The sequence below is a fragment of the Polaribacter butkevichii genome, assembly GCF_038024105.1.
Classification (GTDB): domain Bacteria; phylum Bacteroidota; class Bacteroidia; order Flavobacteriales; family Flavobacteriaceae; genus Polaribacter; species Polaribacter butkevichii.
This window is the reverse complement of sequence record NZ_CP150661.1, coordinates 431,916-451,094: the sequence shown is the minus strand read 5'-3', so window position 1 is coordinate 451,094 and position 19,179 is coordinate 431,916. Positions and strand designations below refer to the sequence as shown.

General features: G+C 28.6%; 21 protein-coding genes. 20 read left to right on the top strand and 1 reads right to left on the bottom strand.

Annotated elements, in window-relative coordinates; translation table 11 throughout:
• Position 1: 1 nt before the first annotated feature.
• Genes WG951_RS01520 through WG951_RS01510 form a run of 3 tightly spaced genes read left to right on the top strand, consistent with a single transcriptional unit; the run spans position 2 to position 1,442 of the window.
• The gene (locus WG951_RS01520; RefSeq protein WP_105048455.1) at positions 2–583 is read left to right on the top strand and encodes a tRNA-(ms[2]io[6]A)-hydroxylase; all 582 of its coding nucleotides are present in this window, start codon (positions 2–4) and stop codon (positions 581–583) included.
• A gap of 10 nt (positions 584–593) precedes the next feature.
• On the top strand, positions 594–1,007 hold the full coding sequence (locus WG951_RS01515) for a hypothetical protein (protein ID WP_105048454.1): 414 nt from the start codon (positions 594–596) through the stop codon (positions 1,005–1,007).
• Between the two features lie 3 nt (positions 1,008–1,010).
• Positions 1,011–1,442, top strand: coding sequence for a DUF4268 domain-containing protein (locus WG951_RS01510; protein ID WP_105048453.1), 432 nt, complete (start codon positions 1,011–1,013; stop codon positions 1,440–1,442).
• 414 nt (positions 1,443–1,856) lie between these two features.
• Here WG951_RS01510 and WG951_RS01505 read toward each other — a convergent pair whose 3' ends face one another.
• The gene (locus WG951_RS01505; RefSeq protein ID WP_105048452.1) at positions 1,857–2,195 is read right to left on the bottom strand and encodes a DUF4870 domain-containing protein; all 339 of its coding nucleotides are present in this window, start codon (positions 2,193–2,195) and stop codon (positions 1,857–1,859) included.
• 179 nt (positions 2,196–2,374) lie between these two features.
• Here WG951_RS01505 and WG951_RS01500 point away from each other — a divergent pair, with 179 nt between their 5' ends.
• The 17 genes from WG951_RS01500 (at position 2,375) to WG951_RS01420 (ending at position 19,160) form a co-directional block, all read left to right on the top strand.
• The gene (locus tag WG951_RS01500; protein WP_105048451.1) at positions 2,375–2,875 is read left to right on the top strand and encodes a Dps family protein; all 501 of its coding nucleotides are present in this window, start codon (positions 2,375–2,377) and stop codon (positions 2,873–2,875) included.
• A 54-nt stretch (positions 2,876–2,929) separates the two neighbouring features.
• Complete coding sequence (locus tag WG951_RS01495) at positions 2,930–3,805, top strand: mechanosensitive ion channel family protein (RefSeq protein WP_105048450.1); 876 nt, start codon at positions 2,930–2,932, stop codon at positions 3,803–3,805.
• 95 nt (positions 3,806–3,900) lie between these two features.
• Entirely contained in the window at positions 3,901–5,295 is a 1,395-nt protein-coding gene (gene mnmE / locus WG951_RS01490) for a tRNA uridine-5-carboxymethylaminomethyl(34) synthesis GTPase MnmE (RefSeq protein ID WP_105048449.1), read from the top strand.
• Positions 5,296–5,465: 170 nt separating this feature from the next.
• The gene (locus WG951_RS01485; RefSeq protein ID WP_105048448.1) at positions 5,466–6,614 is read left to right on the top strand and encodes a site-specific integrase; all 1,149 of its coding nucleotides are present in this window, start codon (positions 5,466–5,468) and stop codon (positions 6,612–6,614) included.
• A gap of 2 nt (positions 6,615–6,616) precedes the next feature.
• Positions 6,617–7,750 (top strand): hypothetical protein, encoded by a 1,134-nt coding sequence (locus tag WG951_RS01480; protein ID WP_105048447.1) that lies wholly within the window; start codon positions 6,617–6,619, stop codon positions 7,748–7,750.
• A 175-nt stretch (positions 7,751–7,925) separates the two neighbouring features.
• Entirely contained in the window at positions 7,926–8,213 is a 288-nt protein-coding gene (locus WG951_RS01475; RefSeq protein WP_105048446.1) for a helix-turn-helix domain-containing protein, read from the top strand.
• Positions 8,214–8,340: 127 nt separating this feature from the next.
• On the top strand, positions 8,341–8,757 hold the full coding sequence (locus WG951_RS01470; RefSeq protein WP_105048445.1) for a helix-turn-helix domain-containing protein: 417 nt from the start codon (positions 8,341–8,343) through the stop codon (positions 8,755–8,757).
• Positions 8,758–8,781: 24 nt separating this feature from the next.
• Entirely contained in the window at positions 8,782–9,468 is a 687-nt protein-coding gene (locus tag WG951_RS01465; RefSeq protein ID WP_105048444.1) for a hypothetical protein, read from the top strand.
• 230 nt (positions 9,469–9,698) lie between these two features.
• Positions 9,699–10,205, top strand: a complete 507-nt coding sequence (locus WG951_RS01460; protein ID WP_105048443.1) for a BfmA/BtgA family mobilization protein — start codon at positions 9,699–9,701, stop codon at positions 10,203–10,205.
• Positions 10,205–11,125 carry a DUF5712 family protein gene (locus WG951_RS01455; RefSeq protein ID WP_105048442.1) on the top strand — a complete coding sequence of 307 codons (921 nt, stop codon included), beginning with the start codon at positions 10,205–10,207 and terminating at the stop codon, positions 11,123–11,125. The genes WG951_RS01460 and WG951_RS01455 overlap by 1 nt, the downstream gene beginning before the upstream one ends.
• Entirely contained in the window at positions 11,079–11,669 is a 591-nt protein-coding gene (locus WG951_RS01450) for a ParA family protein (RefSeq protein ID WP_105048441.1), read from the top strand. Before WG951_RS01455 ends, WG951_RS01450 begins: the two co-directional genes overlap by 47 nt.
• An 18-nt stretch (positions 11,670–11,687) precedes the next feature.
• Complete coding sequence (locus WG951_RS01445; protein ID WP_105048440.1) at positions 11,688–11,918, top strand: hypothetical protein; 231 nt, start codon at positions 11,688–11,690, stop codon at positions 11,916–11,918.
• Positions 11,919–12,040: 122 nt separating this feature from the next.
• Positions 12,041–12,406: a hypothetical protein gene (locus WG951_RS01440; RefSeq protein ID WP_105048439.1), complete on the top strand. Its 366-nt coding sequence runs from the start codon at positions 12,041–12,043 to the stop codon at positions 12,404–12,406.
• Between the two features lie 200 nt (positions 12,407–12,606).
• Positions 12,607–14,061 (top strand): DUF3375 domain-containing protein, encoded by a 1,455-nt coding sequence (locus WG951_RS01435; RefSeq protein ID WP_105048438.1) that lies wholly within the window; start codon positions 12,607–12,609, stop codon positions 14,059–14,061.
• Positions 14,058–14,636 (top strand): DUF4194 domain-containing protein, encoded by a 579-nt coding sequence (locus tag WG951_RS01430; protein WP_105048437.1) that lies wholly within the window; start codon positions 14,058–14,060, stop codon positions 14,634–14,636. Before WG951_RS01435 ends, WG951_RS01430 begins: the two co-directional genes overlap by 4 nt.
• 37 nt (positions 14,637–14,673) lie before the next feature.
• Positions 14,674–18,015, top strand: a complete 3,342-nt coding sequence (locus tag WG951_RS01425; RefSeq protein ID WP_245893481.1) for an ATP-binding protein — start codon at positions 14,674–14,676, stop codon at positions 18,013–18,015.
• On the top strand, positions 18,012–19,160 hold the full coding sequence (locus WG951_RS01420; RefSeq protein ID WP_105048435.1) for a Wadjet anti-phage system protein JetD domain-containing protein: 1,149 nt from the start codon (positions 18,012–18,014) through the stop codon (positions 19,158–19,160). The genes WG951_RS01425 and WG951_RS01420 overlap by 4 nt, the downstream gene beginning before the upstream one ends.
• Positions 19,161–19,179 lie beyond the last annotated feature (19 nt).

Genomic DNA, 19,179 nt, shown 5'->3' with positions numbered 1-19,179 from the left:
TATGTTAGGATTACAGTTTGAAACAGCAACTTCTTGGGCAGAAATTGCCAAAGATAATTTACAACAAATACTTACAGATCATGCTTTTTTAGAGCAAAAAGCAGCTTCTAATGCAGTTTCTATTATCATTAACTACTCAGAAGAAACAGAGTTGGTAAAAGAAATGAGCAATATTGCTATTGAAGAAATGCAGCACTTTAAAATGGTACATTTATTAATGGTAAAACGCGGAATGGTATTGGGACGTGAGCAAAAGAATGATTATGCTATTCGTTTGCAAAAATTCTTTAACAAAACAAAAGACAGAACAGATGCTTTAATTCAGCGTTTGTTAGTAGCTGCCTTAATTGAAGCTAGAAGTTGTGAGCGTTTTAAAGTGTTTTCTGAAAATATGGAAGATGAAGAATTGTCTAAATTCTACAACAATTTAATGATTTCTGAAGCAGGACATTATACTACTTTTTTAAAATTTGCTCGTGAATACCAAGACAAAGAAATTGTTGACAAAAAATGGAATGCATTATTAGCTTTTGAAGCAGAAATGATGAAAGAAAGAGGAAATACCGCAAAAATTCACGGATAAATACCAAATTATGGATATTGAAAATATTTCTAAAATTGAACATTTTTCTACTTTTGTTGATCTTAGTTTAAAAGAATTTTGCCTAAAGCTTAGTCTTATACTAGAATTGCCACAAATGACTTTTAATACCGAGAATGAAACAGAATACGCAGAAGTTAATTTTAACGGAATCGATTACAATATAAGCAAACCTTATAAACTTGGCTCTTTACATGAATGCGATGATAACGTACCTAAAGACCATAATTTTGGAATTATTTTAAGTATTGATAAAGTAAATACTGATTTTAACAACAACAAATTAGAAGTAATAGCCAATTTAATTTCTACAAGTTTTAATACAGATCTTTTATATTATAGAACTTGGTTTTCTAATGGCTTTAGTACAGAAAAGGCTCACATATTTACACCGAATAACAAATAACAAATGTTCTCTAAAGAAGAAGCTGCACAATTACGTAAAGAATTCTGGACTAGTTTTGGGAAATCTTTTCCAAGAAAATGGTTATTATACAACACCAAAATAAAAGGATTTTCTTTTAAGTTTGTTGCCGAAAGAAAAAAAGCAATGGTTTGTTTGGATATTGAAAACCCGGATGAACTGGTAAACCTACTCTACTACGACCAAATGTTGTCTTTAAAAACCTTGTTAGAAAATGAGTTACCAGAAGTTATTTATAATGATGAATACGAACTAGAAAGCGGAAAAAAAATTCATAGAATTTACGTACCGTTTGATGGAAAATTTAGTATTTATAATAAAAATTCTTGGAGAGATTGTTTTGAGTTTTACATGGAAACCATGCCTAAATTTGAGCTTTTCTTTTACGAATATGAGGATATTATTAAAAACATTTAACCTTTATATTTTAGAATTTAATTAAAATTTTTGCTTCTTTTTTTGTGATTAAAAGGGTATTTATCTCGATATAAGTGTCCTTATAAAGGTAATATTTTATCTAAGACAGCGCTACGAACAACAAAAAAAAACTTAAACCAAAACTTAACTAGAATACATTTAAAATATTGAATTTAAGTTAATTAAAATAAACACTTACAAAAATAAAACACAGTATCAATTTTTCTTATAGTCGATAATTTGCCTGCGTTAAGGATTGAAACGGCATCCTTTTTGTTTTTCACAAAAAGATATAGTGGAAAGCCTGACCTGAAAGGTAACGCCCAAAATACCTACAGTATATTTTACTTAATTATTAAAAAAAAAGAATCGCCCAAATGAGCGATTCTTTAATTCTATATTACTTCTCTTTTTCTATTTTATAAATGTAATGCTAAAAGGATATTTTGGTGTTTCATTGTTACTTACTTTTATGGCGTTTATAATAGGAAAAATGAGATAGAAAATCCCGATTACAATCATACCCACTACTCCTAACCCAAATAAAAATATTAACGGAATACAAAGCAAAAGGTAAATAAACATAGAGATTCTAAAATTTAGAATTGCTTTTCCATGTGCGTCCATTCCAAAAATTTCATCCTTTTTTGTTAACCATAAAACCAACGGAACAATAAAGCCGCCAATACCGGTTACAAAATCTAATAATTGACTTAAATGTGTAATTACCAATAACTGTTTGTCTTCTTTCATTTTTATATTTAAAGTTTTAATTGTGTACCTATTAGACGTTATTTAGCTAATTATGTTACAAACACCTAAATATTAATATTTTGTTAAATAGGTATTTGAGTTAAGATGAACTCTATTTGAGCAAAAGCAACCTTAGCATTCGTTGTAGTTTTGTAGTGAACTTAAAAACATATTATATTATGAACTACTTAAATATAGACAAAGACAAATTATTACCTATTGTAACAGAATTAAATGTGCTTTTGGCAGATTACCAATTACATTACCAAAAATTAAGAAATTTTCATTGGAATATTCTAGGTAAAAACTTCTTTGATTTACACGTAAAATTTGAAGAAATGTACAACGATACCAAAATTAAAATTGATGAAGTTGCCGAAAGAATTATAACATTAAAACACCACCCAATTAGTAACTTGTCTGATTATTTAGATGTTGCTAGAATTAAAGAATCTTCTTCTTTATTAACCGATGAAGAGATGGTTGCAGAGTTAATGAACGACCATAAAATATTGCTAGAACAGTTAAGCAAGGTTATAGATAGAGCCAATAAAGGTAAAGATGAAGGTACTATAGATTTAATTGGGGCTTATATTAGAGAATTAGAAAAATCTTCTTGGATGTTAAATGCTTGGTCTAAAAACACCAAAGCAGAGTTAGATACTAGTTTTGTAAAATAGTAATTTTCTCATCATTAAAGATTACATAAATTTTACTAATTATTAAAACAAAACATGGATAAGATAACAAACAAACTAGACACCTGGAAAGATATTTTTATAAAAAACATACCCAATATTGCTATTGCTTTGGTGGTAATATTTATTGCCTACTTTGCTTCTAGAGCTATAAACACTTTTATAAGTAAAACGTTAGGCAAAAAAATTAAACAAGAATCTGTTAGAAATTTGGTTTCTAGAGTTGCTTCGGCATTTATATTCTTATTAGGTTTATATATTGCAATGACCGTATTGAAGTTTGATGACACTTTAAAAGCAATCATTTCTGCTGCTGGTGTATCTGGTATTGTTATTGGTTTGGCGCTGCAAGGTACTTTATCTAACACCATATCTGGAGTTGTTTTATCTTTTAGAGAAAACTTAAATATTGGAAATTGGATTGAAACAAATGGTTATTCAGGCCAAGTAATGGACATCAATTTAAATTACCTTGTTATTAAAGAGGCAGATAACAATACGGTTGTTATACCAAATAAAACCATCTTAGAAAACCCTTTTAAGAATTACTCACTTACTACAAAAATGAGAATTGCTTTAGAATGTGGTGTAGAATATGGTGCCGATTTAGAAAGGGTAGAAACTTTAACTAAAGAAGTGATTAATAATACTTTTAATCAAGAGAAGTTAGGTAAAAATGTAGAGTTTTATTTTACCGAATTTGGCGACAGTTCTATTAATTTTTTATGCAGGTTTTGGATAGAATCTGAAGATGCTCTAGAACGATTAAGGGGAAAAAGTAATGCAATTATAAAAATAAAACAAGCTTTTGATAAAGAGAATATTAGTATCCCATTCCCAATGAGAACTTTAGAAATTCTACCAAACCAAAGCTTAGATATTCATAAACTTACAGAGAAAGAAGTTTCTTAAAACGTTTTTTATTTTTCCTCAATTACTTAAAAAGCTCATCACAATTTGTGTTGGGCTTTTTATTTTTCTGTAAAATCTTTATGTATTTTTGCAATATGATTAAAAACGATACTATTATTGCCTTAGCAACCCCTGCTGGTGTAGGTGCAATTTCTGTGATTAGACTTTCTGGTGAAAATGCTATTACTATTGTTGATGCTTTTTTTAAATCTATTAAAAAAGGAAAAACGCTAAAAAATCAGAAATCGCATACCATTCACTTAGGCCATATTGTACAAAACAATATACTAATAGATGAAGTTTTAGTATCCGTTTTTAAGAATCCGAATTCGTACACAGGAGAAAATGTAGTAGAAATTTCTTGCCATGGTTCTAGCTTTATTCAGCAAGAAATTATACAGTTATTTTTACAAAACGGTTGTAGAATGGCAGATAATGGTGAGTTTACCATGCGTGCTTTTTTAAATGGTAAGATGGATTTAAGTCAGGCAGAAGCTGTTGCAGATGTTATTGCTTCTAATTCTGCGGCGAGTCATCAAATGGCGATTCAGCAAATGCGTGGAGGAATTACCAATGAATTGAAAGATTTACGCGTTCAGTTATTAGATTTTGCAGCTTTAATAGAATTAGAATTAGATTTTTCTGGTGAAGATGTTGAGTTTGCAGACCGTACAAAGTTTAAAGAACTGGTAGCTAAAATTACCTTTGTTTTAAAACGTTTAATTGATAGTTTTTCTTTTGGAAATGCCATGAAAAACGGAATTCCGGTTGCAATTATAGGAGAACCAAATGTTGGAAAATCTACCTTATTAAACACACTTTTAAACGAAGAAAAAGCCATTGTTTCTGATATTGCAGGTACTACCAGAGATGCCATTGAAGACGAAATGATTATTGATGGTGTTGCTTTTCGTTTTATTGATACTGCCGGAATTAGAGAAACTGAAGATGTTGTAGAAAGTATCGGTATTAAAAAAGCGTATGAAAAAGCAGAAAATGCACAGTTAATTATTTTCTTAATCGACTCTAATAAATATGCGTACGCTAGTGAGGAATTTTTAACTGAAATTGAAACCATAAAAACACGTTTTCCTAACAAACGTTTGTTAGTGATTGCGAATAAAATTGACACGCTTTCTTGTCATGATTCTGCTATATTACAATCTGAAATTGATGATTTAATTTTACTTTCTGCTAAAAATAAAACAGGTATTGACGAACTTAAAAACGAATTGACTTCTTTAGTTAATATTGGTGCTTTAAGCAATAATGAAACTATTGTTACCAATTCTCGTCATTTTGAGGCTTTAAACAATGCTCTAATTGCTATTTCTTCTGTTCAAGAAGGAATAGATTTAGAAATTTCTACGGATTTATTTTCTATTGATATTAGAGAGTGTTTGCGCCATCTTGGTAATATTACAGGCGAGTACGATGTTGATAAGGATATTTTGGGTCATATTTTTGGGAATTTTTGTATTGGAAAGTAAATAAGTCAAACAAAGGAAGCTAAAGTAAAACAAACTCTTTAAAATCAATATTTTACAACAAAACCTTTTGAGATTATTTTCTTTTACTTTACTTTTATAGGAGATTTCTGGATGCCAGAATCCACCTCAAAACTTAATTTTTAATAGAGGTGTAATTAAATCCACCTTCTATGAAAATTACTTTAAAAAAGAAAAAACTAAATACAGGTAAATATAGCCTTTTTATAGAATACTATAAAGGTACAATTATAGACAAAAATGGAAAGTCTAAACACAACCGAGAGTTTGAGTATTTAAAAAAATATTTAATCATTGATCCTAAATCCAAAAAGGAAAAAGACAGTAACAAAGAAACTCTTGAATTAGCTGAAAAAATACTTTCAATAAGACAAGCAGATTACCACCAGGGTAAATATAAAATTCAGAATGGAAATAAAAGTAAACATAGTTTTCTTCAGTTCTATCGATTAAAAAAAGAAGAACGCTATCAATCTGAAAAGAATTACGATAACTGGGAAGCTGCTGAAAAACACATTGAAAAATTCTGTTCTATTAACACAACTTTTGAAGACGTAAATATTGATTTTATTAAGAATTTTCAAAAATTCTTACATACAAAAGCGGTTGCTAAATCCGGTTCTCCCCTAGCCCAAAACACAAAACATACATATTACAATAAATTTAAAGCTTGTTTAAATGCAGCCTTTGAAGAAGGATACCTCAATGAGAATATTGTAAGTAAAGTTAAAAGTATTCCTATGGGTGAAACTCATAGAGAATATTTATCTATTGATGAGCTACAAGCGCTATCAAAAACTGAATGTAAAATTCCTGTATTAAAATCCGCTTTTATATTCAGTTGTTTAAGTGGAATTCGTTGGTCTGATATAAATAAAATGATATGGAGTGAAATTAGAGACGAAGGAAAAGATGAAGACGGAAAAGACATTCATCGATTAGTTTTTTCTCAAAAGAAAACTAATGGAGTTGAATATTTATATCTATCTAAACAAGCCAGAGAATTATTAGGAGAAAGAAAAGATGAAAACGACCGAGTTTTTGTCAATTTACATTACAGCGCACAGATGAATTTAATTCTTTTACGCTGGTGTATGTTTGCTGGAATTACCAAGCACATAACTTTTCATTCTGCCCGTCACACCAATGCTGTATTACTTTTAGAGAATGGAGCAGACATCTACACAGTATCTAAAAGGCTTGGGCATAAAGAAATTAGAACTACAGAGATATATGCCAAAATTATTGATAAAAAAATGAAAGAAGCTGCAACCTTAATCCCTGAATTAAATATTTTATAATTATGAAAACATTATTGGAGTACATTATACACCACTCTATTCTTAAAAATAAAATTATAGCCTATAATTTCTTTAGAATCAGCTTGATAGTAGGAACTGCTTTAATTTTATTAATAAATAAAATTCCTGACATTAATTGGATTTTTATAATAATATCTTTAATTACTTGGAATTTATTCGAAAAAGGACAAAATAGCTTTAAAAACAACTTTCATCACATTAAATATATTAATTGTACAAAAAGAGCTTTCTCCTGGTACACCAAAAATAAAAAAGAGCTTTTTTATAATACTATAAAACAAAATATAACAAAAATAGATTTTCAAATTAAAAATATAGAACATAAAAAATTTGAAGAACTAATCGATTTTAAATTTATAGAAACTGTAACACATGATTTTAAATATGACATTTTCATATCGACAATTAAAGAATTAAACTCTAAAACATGGATTAAGGATGTTTTTGATTACAAAAAGTCTTTTTTACAATTTCTAAATATTTTAAGTTTCAAAATTGATTTTAATTCAAAAAATATAGAAAACATTAATTCTCAAACATTAGCTAACATTCTTTACAACAATTTGCAATTAACAAATAAAGGTGTAATACTTGATGAAAATAATTTAAAAAAAGAAATAGATATTTTTCTTAAAGAAATTAATCTACTAGATGAAATACATGAAGATGAAAAAATAGAATTTACGTACATCATGAATCAATCTACTATTTTAAAAATATTTTCAAAATACTTTGAAATTCATAATATAAGCCATACTACAAACTCTTTAGAAAGTCTCGTTTATCATTTTACCAGTATTGATAGATCTAAGAAAAAAAATCAAGGGTATTCGTCTAAATATATTGAATACACATCTTTAATATATATAGATTCAATACCGAAAAAAAATACTTCTGATATTATCAAAATTTTTCTAAAGATGCATGAATTAGGCCTAATTAAAACAGGTTTAAATAAAACGTATAAATTAATTGAAAATATGTTTTCTGCTAATATTGAAAAAGGATTTAGTAAGGATAATGTAAAATATTATTGGAAAGACAAAACAAAATTGAGAATAAAAAACAACGAATTTTGGCATTACTTCATTGGACAATTACCTAAAGTTGTTTAAAAATAAAAAAGCATAAAAAAAATAAACCCTATTAATAAACTACTTAACACTAGATTTTATTTACCTATCTAGAATAGGTAAAACTTACACCTAATTTTTCTTACTTTATTTGACCTTAGAAAACGGAATCTAAAAAACCCGTTATAAAAATTAACTCTAATTTAAATCTAAGAAAATGGTATCACCTGAATTAATTAATAGACTAGAACGAATAGAAAAACTTTTACTTTTTAATAAAAAAGTTTTAACAATTGAAGAGGCTGCTGACCTTACCGGATATAAACCCAGTTATTTATATAAACTTACTAGTGCTAAAGAAATCCCTCATAGCAAGCCTAATGGAGGAAGCATTTTCTTCAATAAAGAAAAACTAGAATCTTGGATGCTTCAAAATGAAGTAAAATCTAAACAAGATCTAGAATCTGAAGCCCTCTCTTACACTCTTAAAAACAGAAAATCTTAGAGTGACCGCTCTAAGGTTTTTAAATATTTTCTTTTTCTTTAAAACAGTATTAATCTATACCGAATCTACAATACAAAGGTAGGTTTAAAGCTCTATTCGCAAAAATAGATTTCCAAAAACCAAAAAAATGAATAATGTTAGGAATAACATACGAAAGAATTTTACGATAGCTCCTAATGAATTAATTAATGATAATAATATTACTGACAGAGCCCGATTTTTATTCATTTATATGAGTTCTAAACCTCATGATTGGGTTTACTACAATCGTCAGCTTTCCAATGCCTTAAACTACTCAATTGACACTTTAAGGAAATATTTAAAAGAATTGATTGTTTCTGGTTGGATAATTAAAGAAAAACAGAAAAGAAAATCTGGAAAATTTACATCAAACACATACATATTAAATTCTGAACCAGTAATGATTTTACCGTGTCGGAAAAACACCGACACGGTAAATTTCTGTGACGGAAAAAACAAGACACTTAGTAATAAAGAATATACAAAGAAAGAAAATATAAAAAGAAAGAATTTAATTATTTAAAAAATTAAAAATTTTAAGAAAATCATGAGTATAAAATCTGTGCACAAAATTCTTCAAAATATGATTGTGGAAAAAAGAAAAAAAGTTGCGCAAAAAAAAGAAAATTTTATGACGACAAATCAATTAAAAGAACTTTTCAATAAAGAGGCAAAAAAGCATTATGCTATTAAAAGAAGATCTTTCGAAGTAGATGATAATAATAAACAATTTTTGAACGCTTTTTGTAAATACTTTGCCCAAGATTCTACTTTTGAAACAAAACATAATGGAGATTTAAATAAAGGGTTATTTGTTTTTGGAAATAATGGTACAGGCAAAACTTCAAGTTTTAAAATTATTCAGAACATATCAAAACTATATACTATTAAACAATTATGGGTACCTATGATTTCTACCCAAAATGTAATTCAACAATTCAATCTTTCAGAAAGCAATAAAAAGGATTATATCATTAAATATTATACTAAAGGCACATATTTATTTGATGATTTAGGATCTGAAAAAGAAGCTTCAAACTATGGGAAAGAAGATATTTTTATAAGGATTTTAGAACATAGGTATAATGAATTTATAAGCAAAGGAACAAAGACTTTTATAACTTCAAACTTAAGCTTTGAAGAAATAAAGAAAAGATATGGAGTAAGAGTTTACGATCGTTTTTATCAAATGTTTAATCAAATTAAACTTGATGGAGAAAGTAGAAGGTTATAAAATATTCAAGATAAAATGCATTCTTAAGAAGCAGTTTTGGTTGCGTACTGAAATGTGTTAAGAAATTAAGCGAGTTGGTCAGGGGTGAAAAACCCCTAAAAAACTCGCCCTACGGGGTTTAAAACACTGATATTATTGACTTTAGATCAATAATAAAGAATATAACATTTTATAATAGAATTATAAAACAACAATCAACACACTAATTATCAGTAACAAAAAATATAAATATGAAGAAAAAAAGCATCTTAATTAAAGAATTTCATCATAAAGAACTGGTGAAGATTTCTAAAACTTTTGGCTCTCAATATGGTGATTTAATTGAATCTATGATTCTTTATTTTAAGAAAACAGGTATTAATCCTATAGAAGCAATTAATGAGAACCCTGCTGCTATGATAAAGGTTTTAGACAAGAGAATTGTATCGTTTTTAAAAGTACAAGAACGAGATATTTTAAAGCCTTTAAGAAGCGAGGTATTTCAGCAATCTAAAGAACAAAAAGAACAATTTTCTATTTTATCAAAATGGGTACAAGATGCTATAATAAAAGTAAATAATTTAGATAGAGATAGAACAAAAATTATTACAAAAGAGCTGAGCGAACTTAAAGAAGAGTTAAACAAAGTTGAAATAAAAATAAACAAACAACAAGAAGCTTTTATCGAAATAGCTCAACTAATAGATACTAAAAACAAGTCAGGAATAAAAGGAACTCTTAAATCTCTTTTTGAATAATGCCAATTAGTAAACCACATAGTACACTAGGCGCTACAAATACTTCTAGTTGTAGTGATCTAGCTATGTATCTAGAAAAAGAAAATAATGATTTAGATAAGCTTTTAAAAAAAACGAATTCAATTAATGATAAAAGAAAAATTGAAAGCAGAAAACAATTCTTTTTTTCACATTCAGAAAACAATATTAGTACCAACCAAGTCATTTCTACTATAGATAGTAATATTAAGAAATTAGGCAAAAAGGATGCTAAATATTTTGCACCAACAATCAACTTTAGTAAAGAAGAACTAAAACACATTATACAATCGGTTACAGATAAAAAAGATGCTAAAAATGTTTGGGAATTAAACATCCAAGAATATGAATTGTATAATAACAAAATTAAAGAGTATACAAAATTGATAATGACAAATTATGCAAAGAACTTTAACAGAGAAAACAAAGGACTAAAATCTGGTAACGACTTGGTTTATTTTGCCAAGATAGAACATTTTAGAAAGTTTAAAGGAATAGATGATGAAGTTCTAAAAGGTATTTATAAAACAGGAGATTTAAAACCAGGAATTAACTCTCACGTGCATTTAATTGTCAGTAGAAAAGACAAAACTCAAAAATTAAAATTAACACCTACAACCAAAGAGCGTTCTACAACAAGAACTATTGGAGGAAACACATATCATGTTGGTTTTGATAGAATGAAATGGATTAACATGAATGAAAAAAGTTTTGATGATTTTTTCCAATACAAACGAAAAGAACGAGAGAAATTTATCAATCAATATATTTTAAAAAATGGTTCTCCGAAAGAGAAAGCAGCACTTTTAAAAGAAATAGAAACGAAAGAACAAGTAATCGAAAATACTCAAAATTATGTCAAAAACAATACTCGTAACACATCAAAAAGGTGGCGTTGGTAAAAGTACACTTACTTTTAATCTAGCTCAAAATATTTCTAAAAATGCTAAAGTGGCTGTTTTAGATTTTGATTTACAAGGAAGTTTATCTCAATTAAAAGAATTAGTTACAGATTTTGAAATTATCCCTTTTAAGGATGAAATAGATGATATTCCAAAGCTAGATTATGATTTTATCTTTATCGACACACCTCCTTACCTATCTAATCACTTACCCAAATTGATTGCAATAGCAGATTTAGTAATTATACCTACTAAAGCAGGAATCTTAGATCTATTAGCTATAAAAGGAACTTTAGAACTTATAGAAGATGCAAATAAAACAGCAGATACATTGGTTGTGTTTAATATGATAAAAGCCAACACCACTTTAACCATAGATATCTTAATTGGTTTGGAAGAATACAATGTAAAAATAGCAAATACGCATATAAGTGACCTAGTTGCTTTTACCAGATCTGTTTTAGTTAAAGGAGTTAAAAATGATAAAAATGCTCAAAAACAATTAGATAAACTCACGCGAGAAATATTAAGAAGCCTTATATAATTATATAAACCTAGGACTATGGAAAAAGAAAACATAAATGATTTAATATCAAAAGTAAAGTCTAGTATTCAACCTAAAACGATACAAAAGATTATACCTATAATAAAAAATACCAAGGAGGAAGAAATTCAATTTTCATTTTATCTACCTAAATCGCTTTTAAAAAATATTAAGCAAAAAGCATTAGATGAAAATCAATCTATTAAAATCACAATAAATAAAGTCTTAGAAACTTACTTTAAACAGTAACTCTAGCCTGAAACATTCTCAGGTTAAAAAATCTTAATATCAAATTATTTATTGAACACATTTTAAAACCCTATAAAGAAGATCAAACTAATAAACAACAGAATATAAATCCATCAAAAAACATGAAACAAAAACAAATAGTTATTAAAGGAAAATTAAATCACAAAGTAATTGAATTAATTAAAGAATATTATGCAGTCAACAGAAAACATGAAATTGAGGGTTTTATTTATTCTGAAAAGGATCTTTTAAGCCGTCACAAAAACACTCAATTACACAAAAAATTCTTATCAGCCAACTATCAGTTAGTTTATACCATTGACAGTTGTGATTTATGCTTCAAGTCTTTTGACACATCAATAGAAAGCAGAGAACATTTAAGCAATTATCTTAATGCTACATATAAATTATGTAATGAATGTAAATCGTTTCAACTAGCTATACAATTTGGATTAGGTATCGGATTGGACGGAGATATTGCAATTTAATAGAACTGAAAATTGGCTATTTACTTTATGTCCTAAATCATCAATTAATTCAAAATAAAGAATGCTATAAAGTTTTATAGAAGATCAATATTTCTTATTTTAGTATTTCTATTAATTTTTTTCAAAAAAAATTAATTACAAAACCATTGAAAAAACATTAAGTTATTTTACTCCAAATTTTTAAAAAAAATTATTACCCAATGAACGAAAGTTCTAAAATAATAGCAATTCTAAACGACTCACCTAGTGTGGAATTGATACGCCTAAGGAATAGAGATGTTATTATTGAATTCCTGTTACAAACATTTTCAAATAGTCAAGGTGCTATATCTGATGAGAATATTCATAATCAATTAGCAGACTTTATTGAATATAAACAAGTGGAAAATGATGAAGATAGCGAAATTATTACCACAGATACCTATGAAGAAAAGTCTAAAAAGTATATCTCAAATTGGACAAACAGAGGGTTTTTAACTAACTTTTTTGATGATCAAGGAGATATATTTTATGAATTATCCACACACTCCAGCAAGACATTAGACTGGTTATCAAGCTTAAAAAAAGAAGAATTCGTTGGCACAGAATCTAAATTTAATAATATTCTAAATCAATTAAAAGAGCTGGTTGAATTTACTAATGAAGACACCACAAAACGAATTGAACTCCTTGAAGCAAAGAAACTAGAGATCGAACAACAAATTCAACGTATAAAAATCGGAGAAGATGTTAAAGTCTTTGAAGATTTTGAAATTGTCCCTCGATTCAACCAACTAAATCAATCAGCAAAAGAGCTGTTATCTGATTTCAAGGAAGTTGAAGATAATTTCAGAGAAATTACAAAGGAAATCTATCGAAAACATGCTGATGGCACTTTAAGTAAAAGTGACATCCTTGAGTTTACTTTTGATGCTCTTGATGGCATTAAAGAAAGTCAACAAGGAAAAAGTTTTTATGCATTTTGGTCATTTATTTTAAATCCTGAATTACAACACAACTGGGAAAACCTTACCAAAGAGCTATATCATACATTAGAAAAAAAATCGATTCCTGTAAACGACCTTTTCCTGAAAAGGATGAAGAAAAACCTCCATGGTTCTGGGCAAAAAGTATACAAGGCAAATGATAAAATGGCCGAAAAACTAAGTCGTATAATTCGAGAAAGTGAAAGTTCTAAATCTGAAGTGACAAAAAAAACGATTCAGGATATCAAGAAACTCCTTCTAGAATTCAATAAAAAAAAGTATAACATCTCATTTGAATTGGAAGTTGATATTGAAACTAACATACCCTTCGAACGAAAGCTCACTTTTGAGAAAAAAGAAGAGATTGTGTATACAGATAAACCTGTTGTTGCTAACGAAGACATCATAACTTCAAAACAATTAGGCAAACTATTTTCTCAATCAACAATAGACAAGAATGTTCTAAGAAAAAGAATCAAAGATATTTTAAAAACTAAAACTCAAGCAACGCTATCGGAAATTGTTAAAAACCAAGGAGGACTTGAAAAAGGGTTGCCAGAATTGTTTGGATATATAGGAATAGTTAATGAATTTAAGCATACCATAAACCTTGAAAAAAGCCAGAGTATTGTATTTGACGCGAAAAATAAAAAACAAATTAAAATACCTGAAATCATATTTACAAAATGAATCATTTAGAACAAAATAGAAAACCTTATAGTAAAGCTATAGTAAAACTGATTAAAGGTGTTGTCGAGCGTAAATCTAATGTTTGGGAAGACATCATTCTTTATCAAAATGAAATACAAGAATATATAAGTCAAATTGGTTTAGAACTTATTGTAAAAAAAGATGATGGATTTGCTTTTTTAAAACAATTCGAAGACAGCGAAGGTAAAACCCTTGGACTGATTACAAGACGTCAAATTGGTTTTGAAACATCCATTGTGCTTATGGTTTTAAGGCAAAGTTTAGAGGAGTTTGATAGCAACCCTACTCAATTGGCTTCCGATAAATTTATTACAGATTCCGAGATAAAAGATGAATTGGAGTTATTTCTTCAAGAAGGTTATAATAATCTGAAATTTCAAAAGGATCTAGACAGTTACATTAGAAAAGCTGTTGAGTTAGGCTATCTCAAAGAAGTCAGTAAAAAAGATCAGGAAACAAAATATAAAATACACCGTATCATCAAAGAAAAAATAACCCTGGATATTTTACAGGATTTCAAAACAAAATTACAAAAACATGTTGAGTCTGTTTAATACAAGCTCTGAAACTTCTGGTTTCAGACTCCAATATATGGAAGTGTATAATTGGGGTACATTCGACAAGAAAGTATTCCGTATAAATCCAAAAGGAAATAATTCTTTACTAACTGGAGGAAATGCTTCAGGAAAAAGCACCTATATTGACGCATTACTTACTTTGGTTGTTCCTGCCAAAAAGGATAGATTTTACAATCAATCTTCTGGTGTTGAAAAAAAGGGAGATCGAACTGAAGAAACCTATGTTCTCGGACATTACGGAAATATTCAGGAAGAAGGAAAAAACTCAACATCTACACAAAAATTACGTGACAAAAACGCATACTCGGTAATTCTTGCCCATTTTAGTAATAAAGACCAAAAGTTAATCACCATTTTCCAAGTACGTTGGTTTTCAAACAATGAAATGAGAAGACAATTTGGTATTGCTCATGTAGCTCTTTCTATAGAAACAGATTTTAAAGAGTTTGATGGAAAAGGATTATGGAAAAGACGTTTGGATAAAATGTATAATTCTAATAGCTCTAAAAAGAAGGTTGAATTTATTGATGGACCTAATGCCTATGCAGAACGTATGTCTAACTTATTTGGAATGCGATCTGTAAAAGCCTTAAGTTTATTTAATCAAGTTGTAGGAGTAAAAGTTTTGGAGGATTTAGATGAATTCATTAAAATTAATATGTTGGAAGAACGTGATTCCGAATCGGAATTCAAACAATTAAAAGAAAGCTTTTTAACCTTAATGGATGCCAAGACCAACATTGAAAAGGCAAGGGAACAAATTAAACAGCTTATTCCTATAGATGAAATCGCCAATACTTTAAATGAAATTAAAATAAAAATTGAAAACCTAGAAGAATCAAGAAGCTTGGCTTTGTATTGGTTTTCAAAAAAAGGTATTGAATTAGGAGAAAAAGAATTAAACAAAAGTAAAGTTGAGTTAGAAGAGCTTAATGAGAATTTAGAAGCCCTTAGAGACAAAGAAGATGAATTAAACAAGGAAGAAAGAGAAATATCTATCTCAATTGAAAAAGATGAAGTTGGAAGTAAAATAAAAACGTTAGAAAAAGAAATAACACAGCTTACTAAAGATAAAAATTTAAGAAGTAGAAAACTTGACAACTATAATAAAATTGCTCAACTTGTTAAATTAATTACCAATCCAGATGAAGATACTTTTCTTTCTAATAGGGAAAAAGCAAATGAGTTAAAACAAAGCACAGAACTTAAAATTGAAGATGAGAATGAAAACCTTCGTGCTTTAAAGAACAAGGCTGATAAGCTGGAATTACTAACAGATGATTTAGTAAAGACAATACAAACCCTCCAAAGGAACAAAAATAATATTACTGGTCGAGAGGCAGAAATAAGAGATGAATTAATTGATCATATTGGAGCTAGTAGAGAAGAAATACCATTTATTGGTGAACTTATAAAAGTAAAAGAGACCGAAGCGATTTGGGAGTCTTCTATTGAAAAAATCCTTCACAATTTCGCTCTACGTTTGATAGTCCCTTCTAAGTATTATTCAGAAGTTAATTCATATGTAAATAACAACAATCTACGAGGAAGAATTCGTTACGATAAGTATGAGCACCAAGATTATCTCAATAGCTTCCGTGCAAAAAATTTAAATAACCAATCTTTAATCAATAAGATTGAAATAAAACCTAAAACTCAATATGACGAGTGGATTGAGGCTTACTTAGAAAATCAATTTAATTTCACCTGCCTAGAAAGTTTATCTGAATTTGAACAATATTCTGAAATGGCTATCACCCAAAATGGACTGATTAAATATCGAAAAGGAAGACACGAAAAAGACGATCGCCCACATATTACAAGAAAAGAAAATTATGTCTTAGGTTGGGATAATAAAGAAAAAATAAAAGCATTAACCCTCGAATTAAAAACCCAACAAAACCTTCAAAAGGAAAACAAAGTCAATATCTCTAATAAAAATAAAGATATAAATGCACTAGGTACTTACAGGGACAATTGCCTTAATCTACATTCTCAATTTAAAAACTACGACGACATAAATTGGCAAACTTTCGCTAGTAAAATTCAAATTAAGTTAGAGGAAAAAGCAACTTTAGAAACGACTAATGACCGCATAAAGCAACTGCAAAAACAGTTAGAAAAAGTTAAGAACAATTTAAAGCAATCAAAAACAGAAATTGAGAAAAAAATAATCGAAAAAGGAAAAAAACAGACAGCAATAGACTCCATAACTACAACAGTAAATAGCAATATTAATATTGTTGAACAATTAGGCGAAGTTGATGTATCTGATTTTGAGATTCTAAATGAAGATTTATTACGTATTGATTTTAATGGACTAGAAAATGGACGTATAGATTTTCAAAATAAAATTTCAAAGGAAATATTAGAACTTAATAAGCAAAAACAACAAAACGAAAGGGATATTAGCCTTAAAATCAATACGTTTAAAAACCCTTCTCCAAAAATCGCAGACAGATTCAATGACTGGCGTTCTGATGTAAACCCATTACCAGATTCCACAAATTTAGAGTTCACAAGCGAATACCAGAAGTTTTTGAAAAGATTAGAGAAAGATAACCTTCCTAAATTTGAAAAACAATTCAATGATTACTTACAAGAAACCATCACCAACAAAGTAGGCGACTTTAGAATGTTTTTTGAAAACTGGTCGGATTCCATTAAAGATAACATTAAACATTTAAACGATTCATTACGAGCCATTGATTTTAAGAGCAAACCGAACACATATATACAATTGGTTGCCCCACCTAAAATCAACGAAGAAGTAAAAGAATTTAGAAAATTACTCGAAGCGGCAATTCCAAACATTAGAGAAATTAACGCATCATTAGACGGCAGAAAACACCATTTTCATAACAACATAGAACCATTAATTTCAAAATTAGATAAAGAAGAATGGCGTAAAAAAGTAATGGATGTTCGCTCTTGGTTTAGCTACAAGGCTGAAGAATTTTTTAAAGAAAACAATCAGAAGTTTAAAACTTATGAAAATATGGGACAACTCTCTGGAGGAGAGAAAGCTCAACTCACCTATACCATTTTAGGATCTGCAATAGCCTATCAATTTGGTCTAACAAAAGATGGTCTCCATAGTAATTCTTTTCGTTTCATTGCTATTGATGAAGCATTTAAGGCACAAGATGAAGAAAAAGCACGCTATTTAGTAACCCTATGCAAACAATTACATTTACAACTACTAGTTGTAACGCCAAGTGATAATATTCACATTGTAGAAAATGACATATCCTTTGTACATTTTGTAGAGCGAAAACAACAACGACACTCCTGGCTGTACGATATGCCAATTGAGCAATTTAAGGAAGAAAAAGCAAACTATGTCACCCCATGATTACACCTAAAGAAATTAAAATTAAAGCCAGTAGAAAATATACCTCTGTTTTACAATCACTAGTATTAAATAAGCCCTTTGAAAAGCTTATTATTCGCGGTGATAAAAAATATCAAAAAGATTCGTTACAAGAATTCGAAAAAGAAATACTACTAATAAACAGCTTATCTAAAGAGAAAAAAGGATTTGGATATACTTTAGAGTTTCAACAGGTAAAAACGAAACATTTAGGAACTCAAGATTTACCTACATCCATCTATTTTGAAACTAAATACGATTATTTAAAATTTCTTGGGAAAGAAAAAGAAGAAGTCCTGTTCCTTGAAAGTACTACTAAAATAAAAGAAGCGTTTCCTGAACTGGAACCATGGATACTAAAAAACCCGTTAAAAGTCATTCAAAATCAAGCAGAATGGGACGGTATTCTGAGTGTTTGCAGTTATTTCAAACAAACCCCTAATCCAAACATATACATAAGAGAATTACCCATTAATGTACACACTAAATTTATTGAAAACAATCAAGGTATAATTAAAGATTTACTTGATTCTATAATTTTAGATCATATTAAAGTTGATGAAAAATTATTTGAAAAAAGATTTAATTTAAAATATGCGGAGCCACAGATTCGATTTAAAATACTAGATAAAACAATTAGTGAGCGTTTCTTCAATGGTCTTGAAGACATAGCAACACCTATAAATCAATTTGAAACACTCAACTTACCAATTGAAAGAGTAATTGTTCTAGAAAACAAAACAACCTTCTATACAGCTTTAACGCTTCCTGAGATAGATAAAACTATCACTATTTTTGGTAGTGGTTTTAGCGTTTCCAATTTAAAGAACGTATCTTGGTTTAAAGATAAAACATTACTTTATTGGGGAGATCTAGACGCACAAGGTTTTGAAATCCTATCACAATTCAGAGGCTACTTTCCACAAACAAAAAGCATTTTCATGGACAAATTCACATTTGATAAGTACTATGAAAACGAAAAAGGTACAACCTCAAACATCACAACCTCACTCCACTTAACACATGAAGAACAAGAACTATATAATTATATAAAAGCGGGCACCTTACGCCTTGAGCAAGAAAAAATCCCATTTGACTACGTTAACGAGTATTTTAATAAAATGTAAGACTACTATAATTATATAA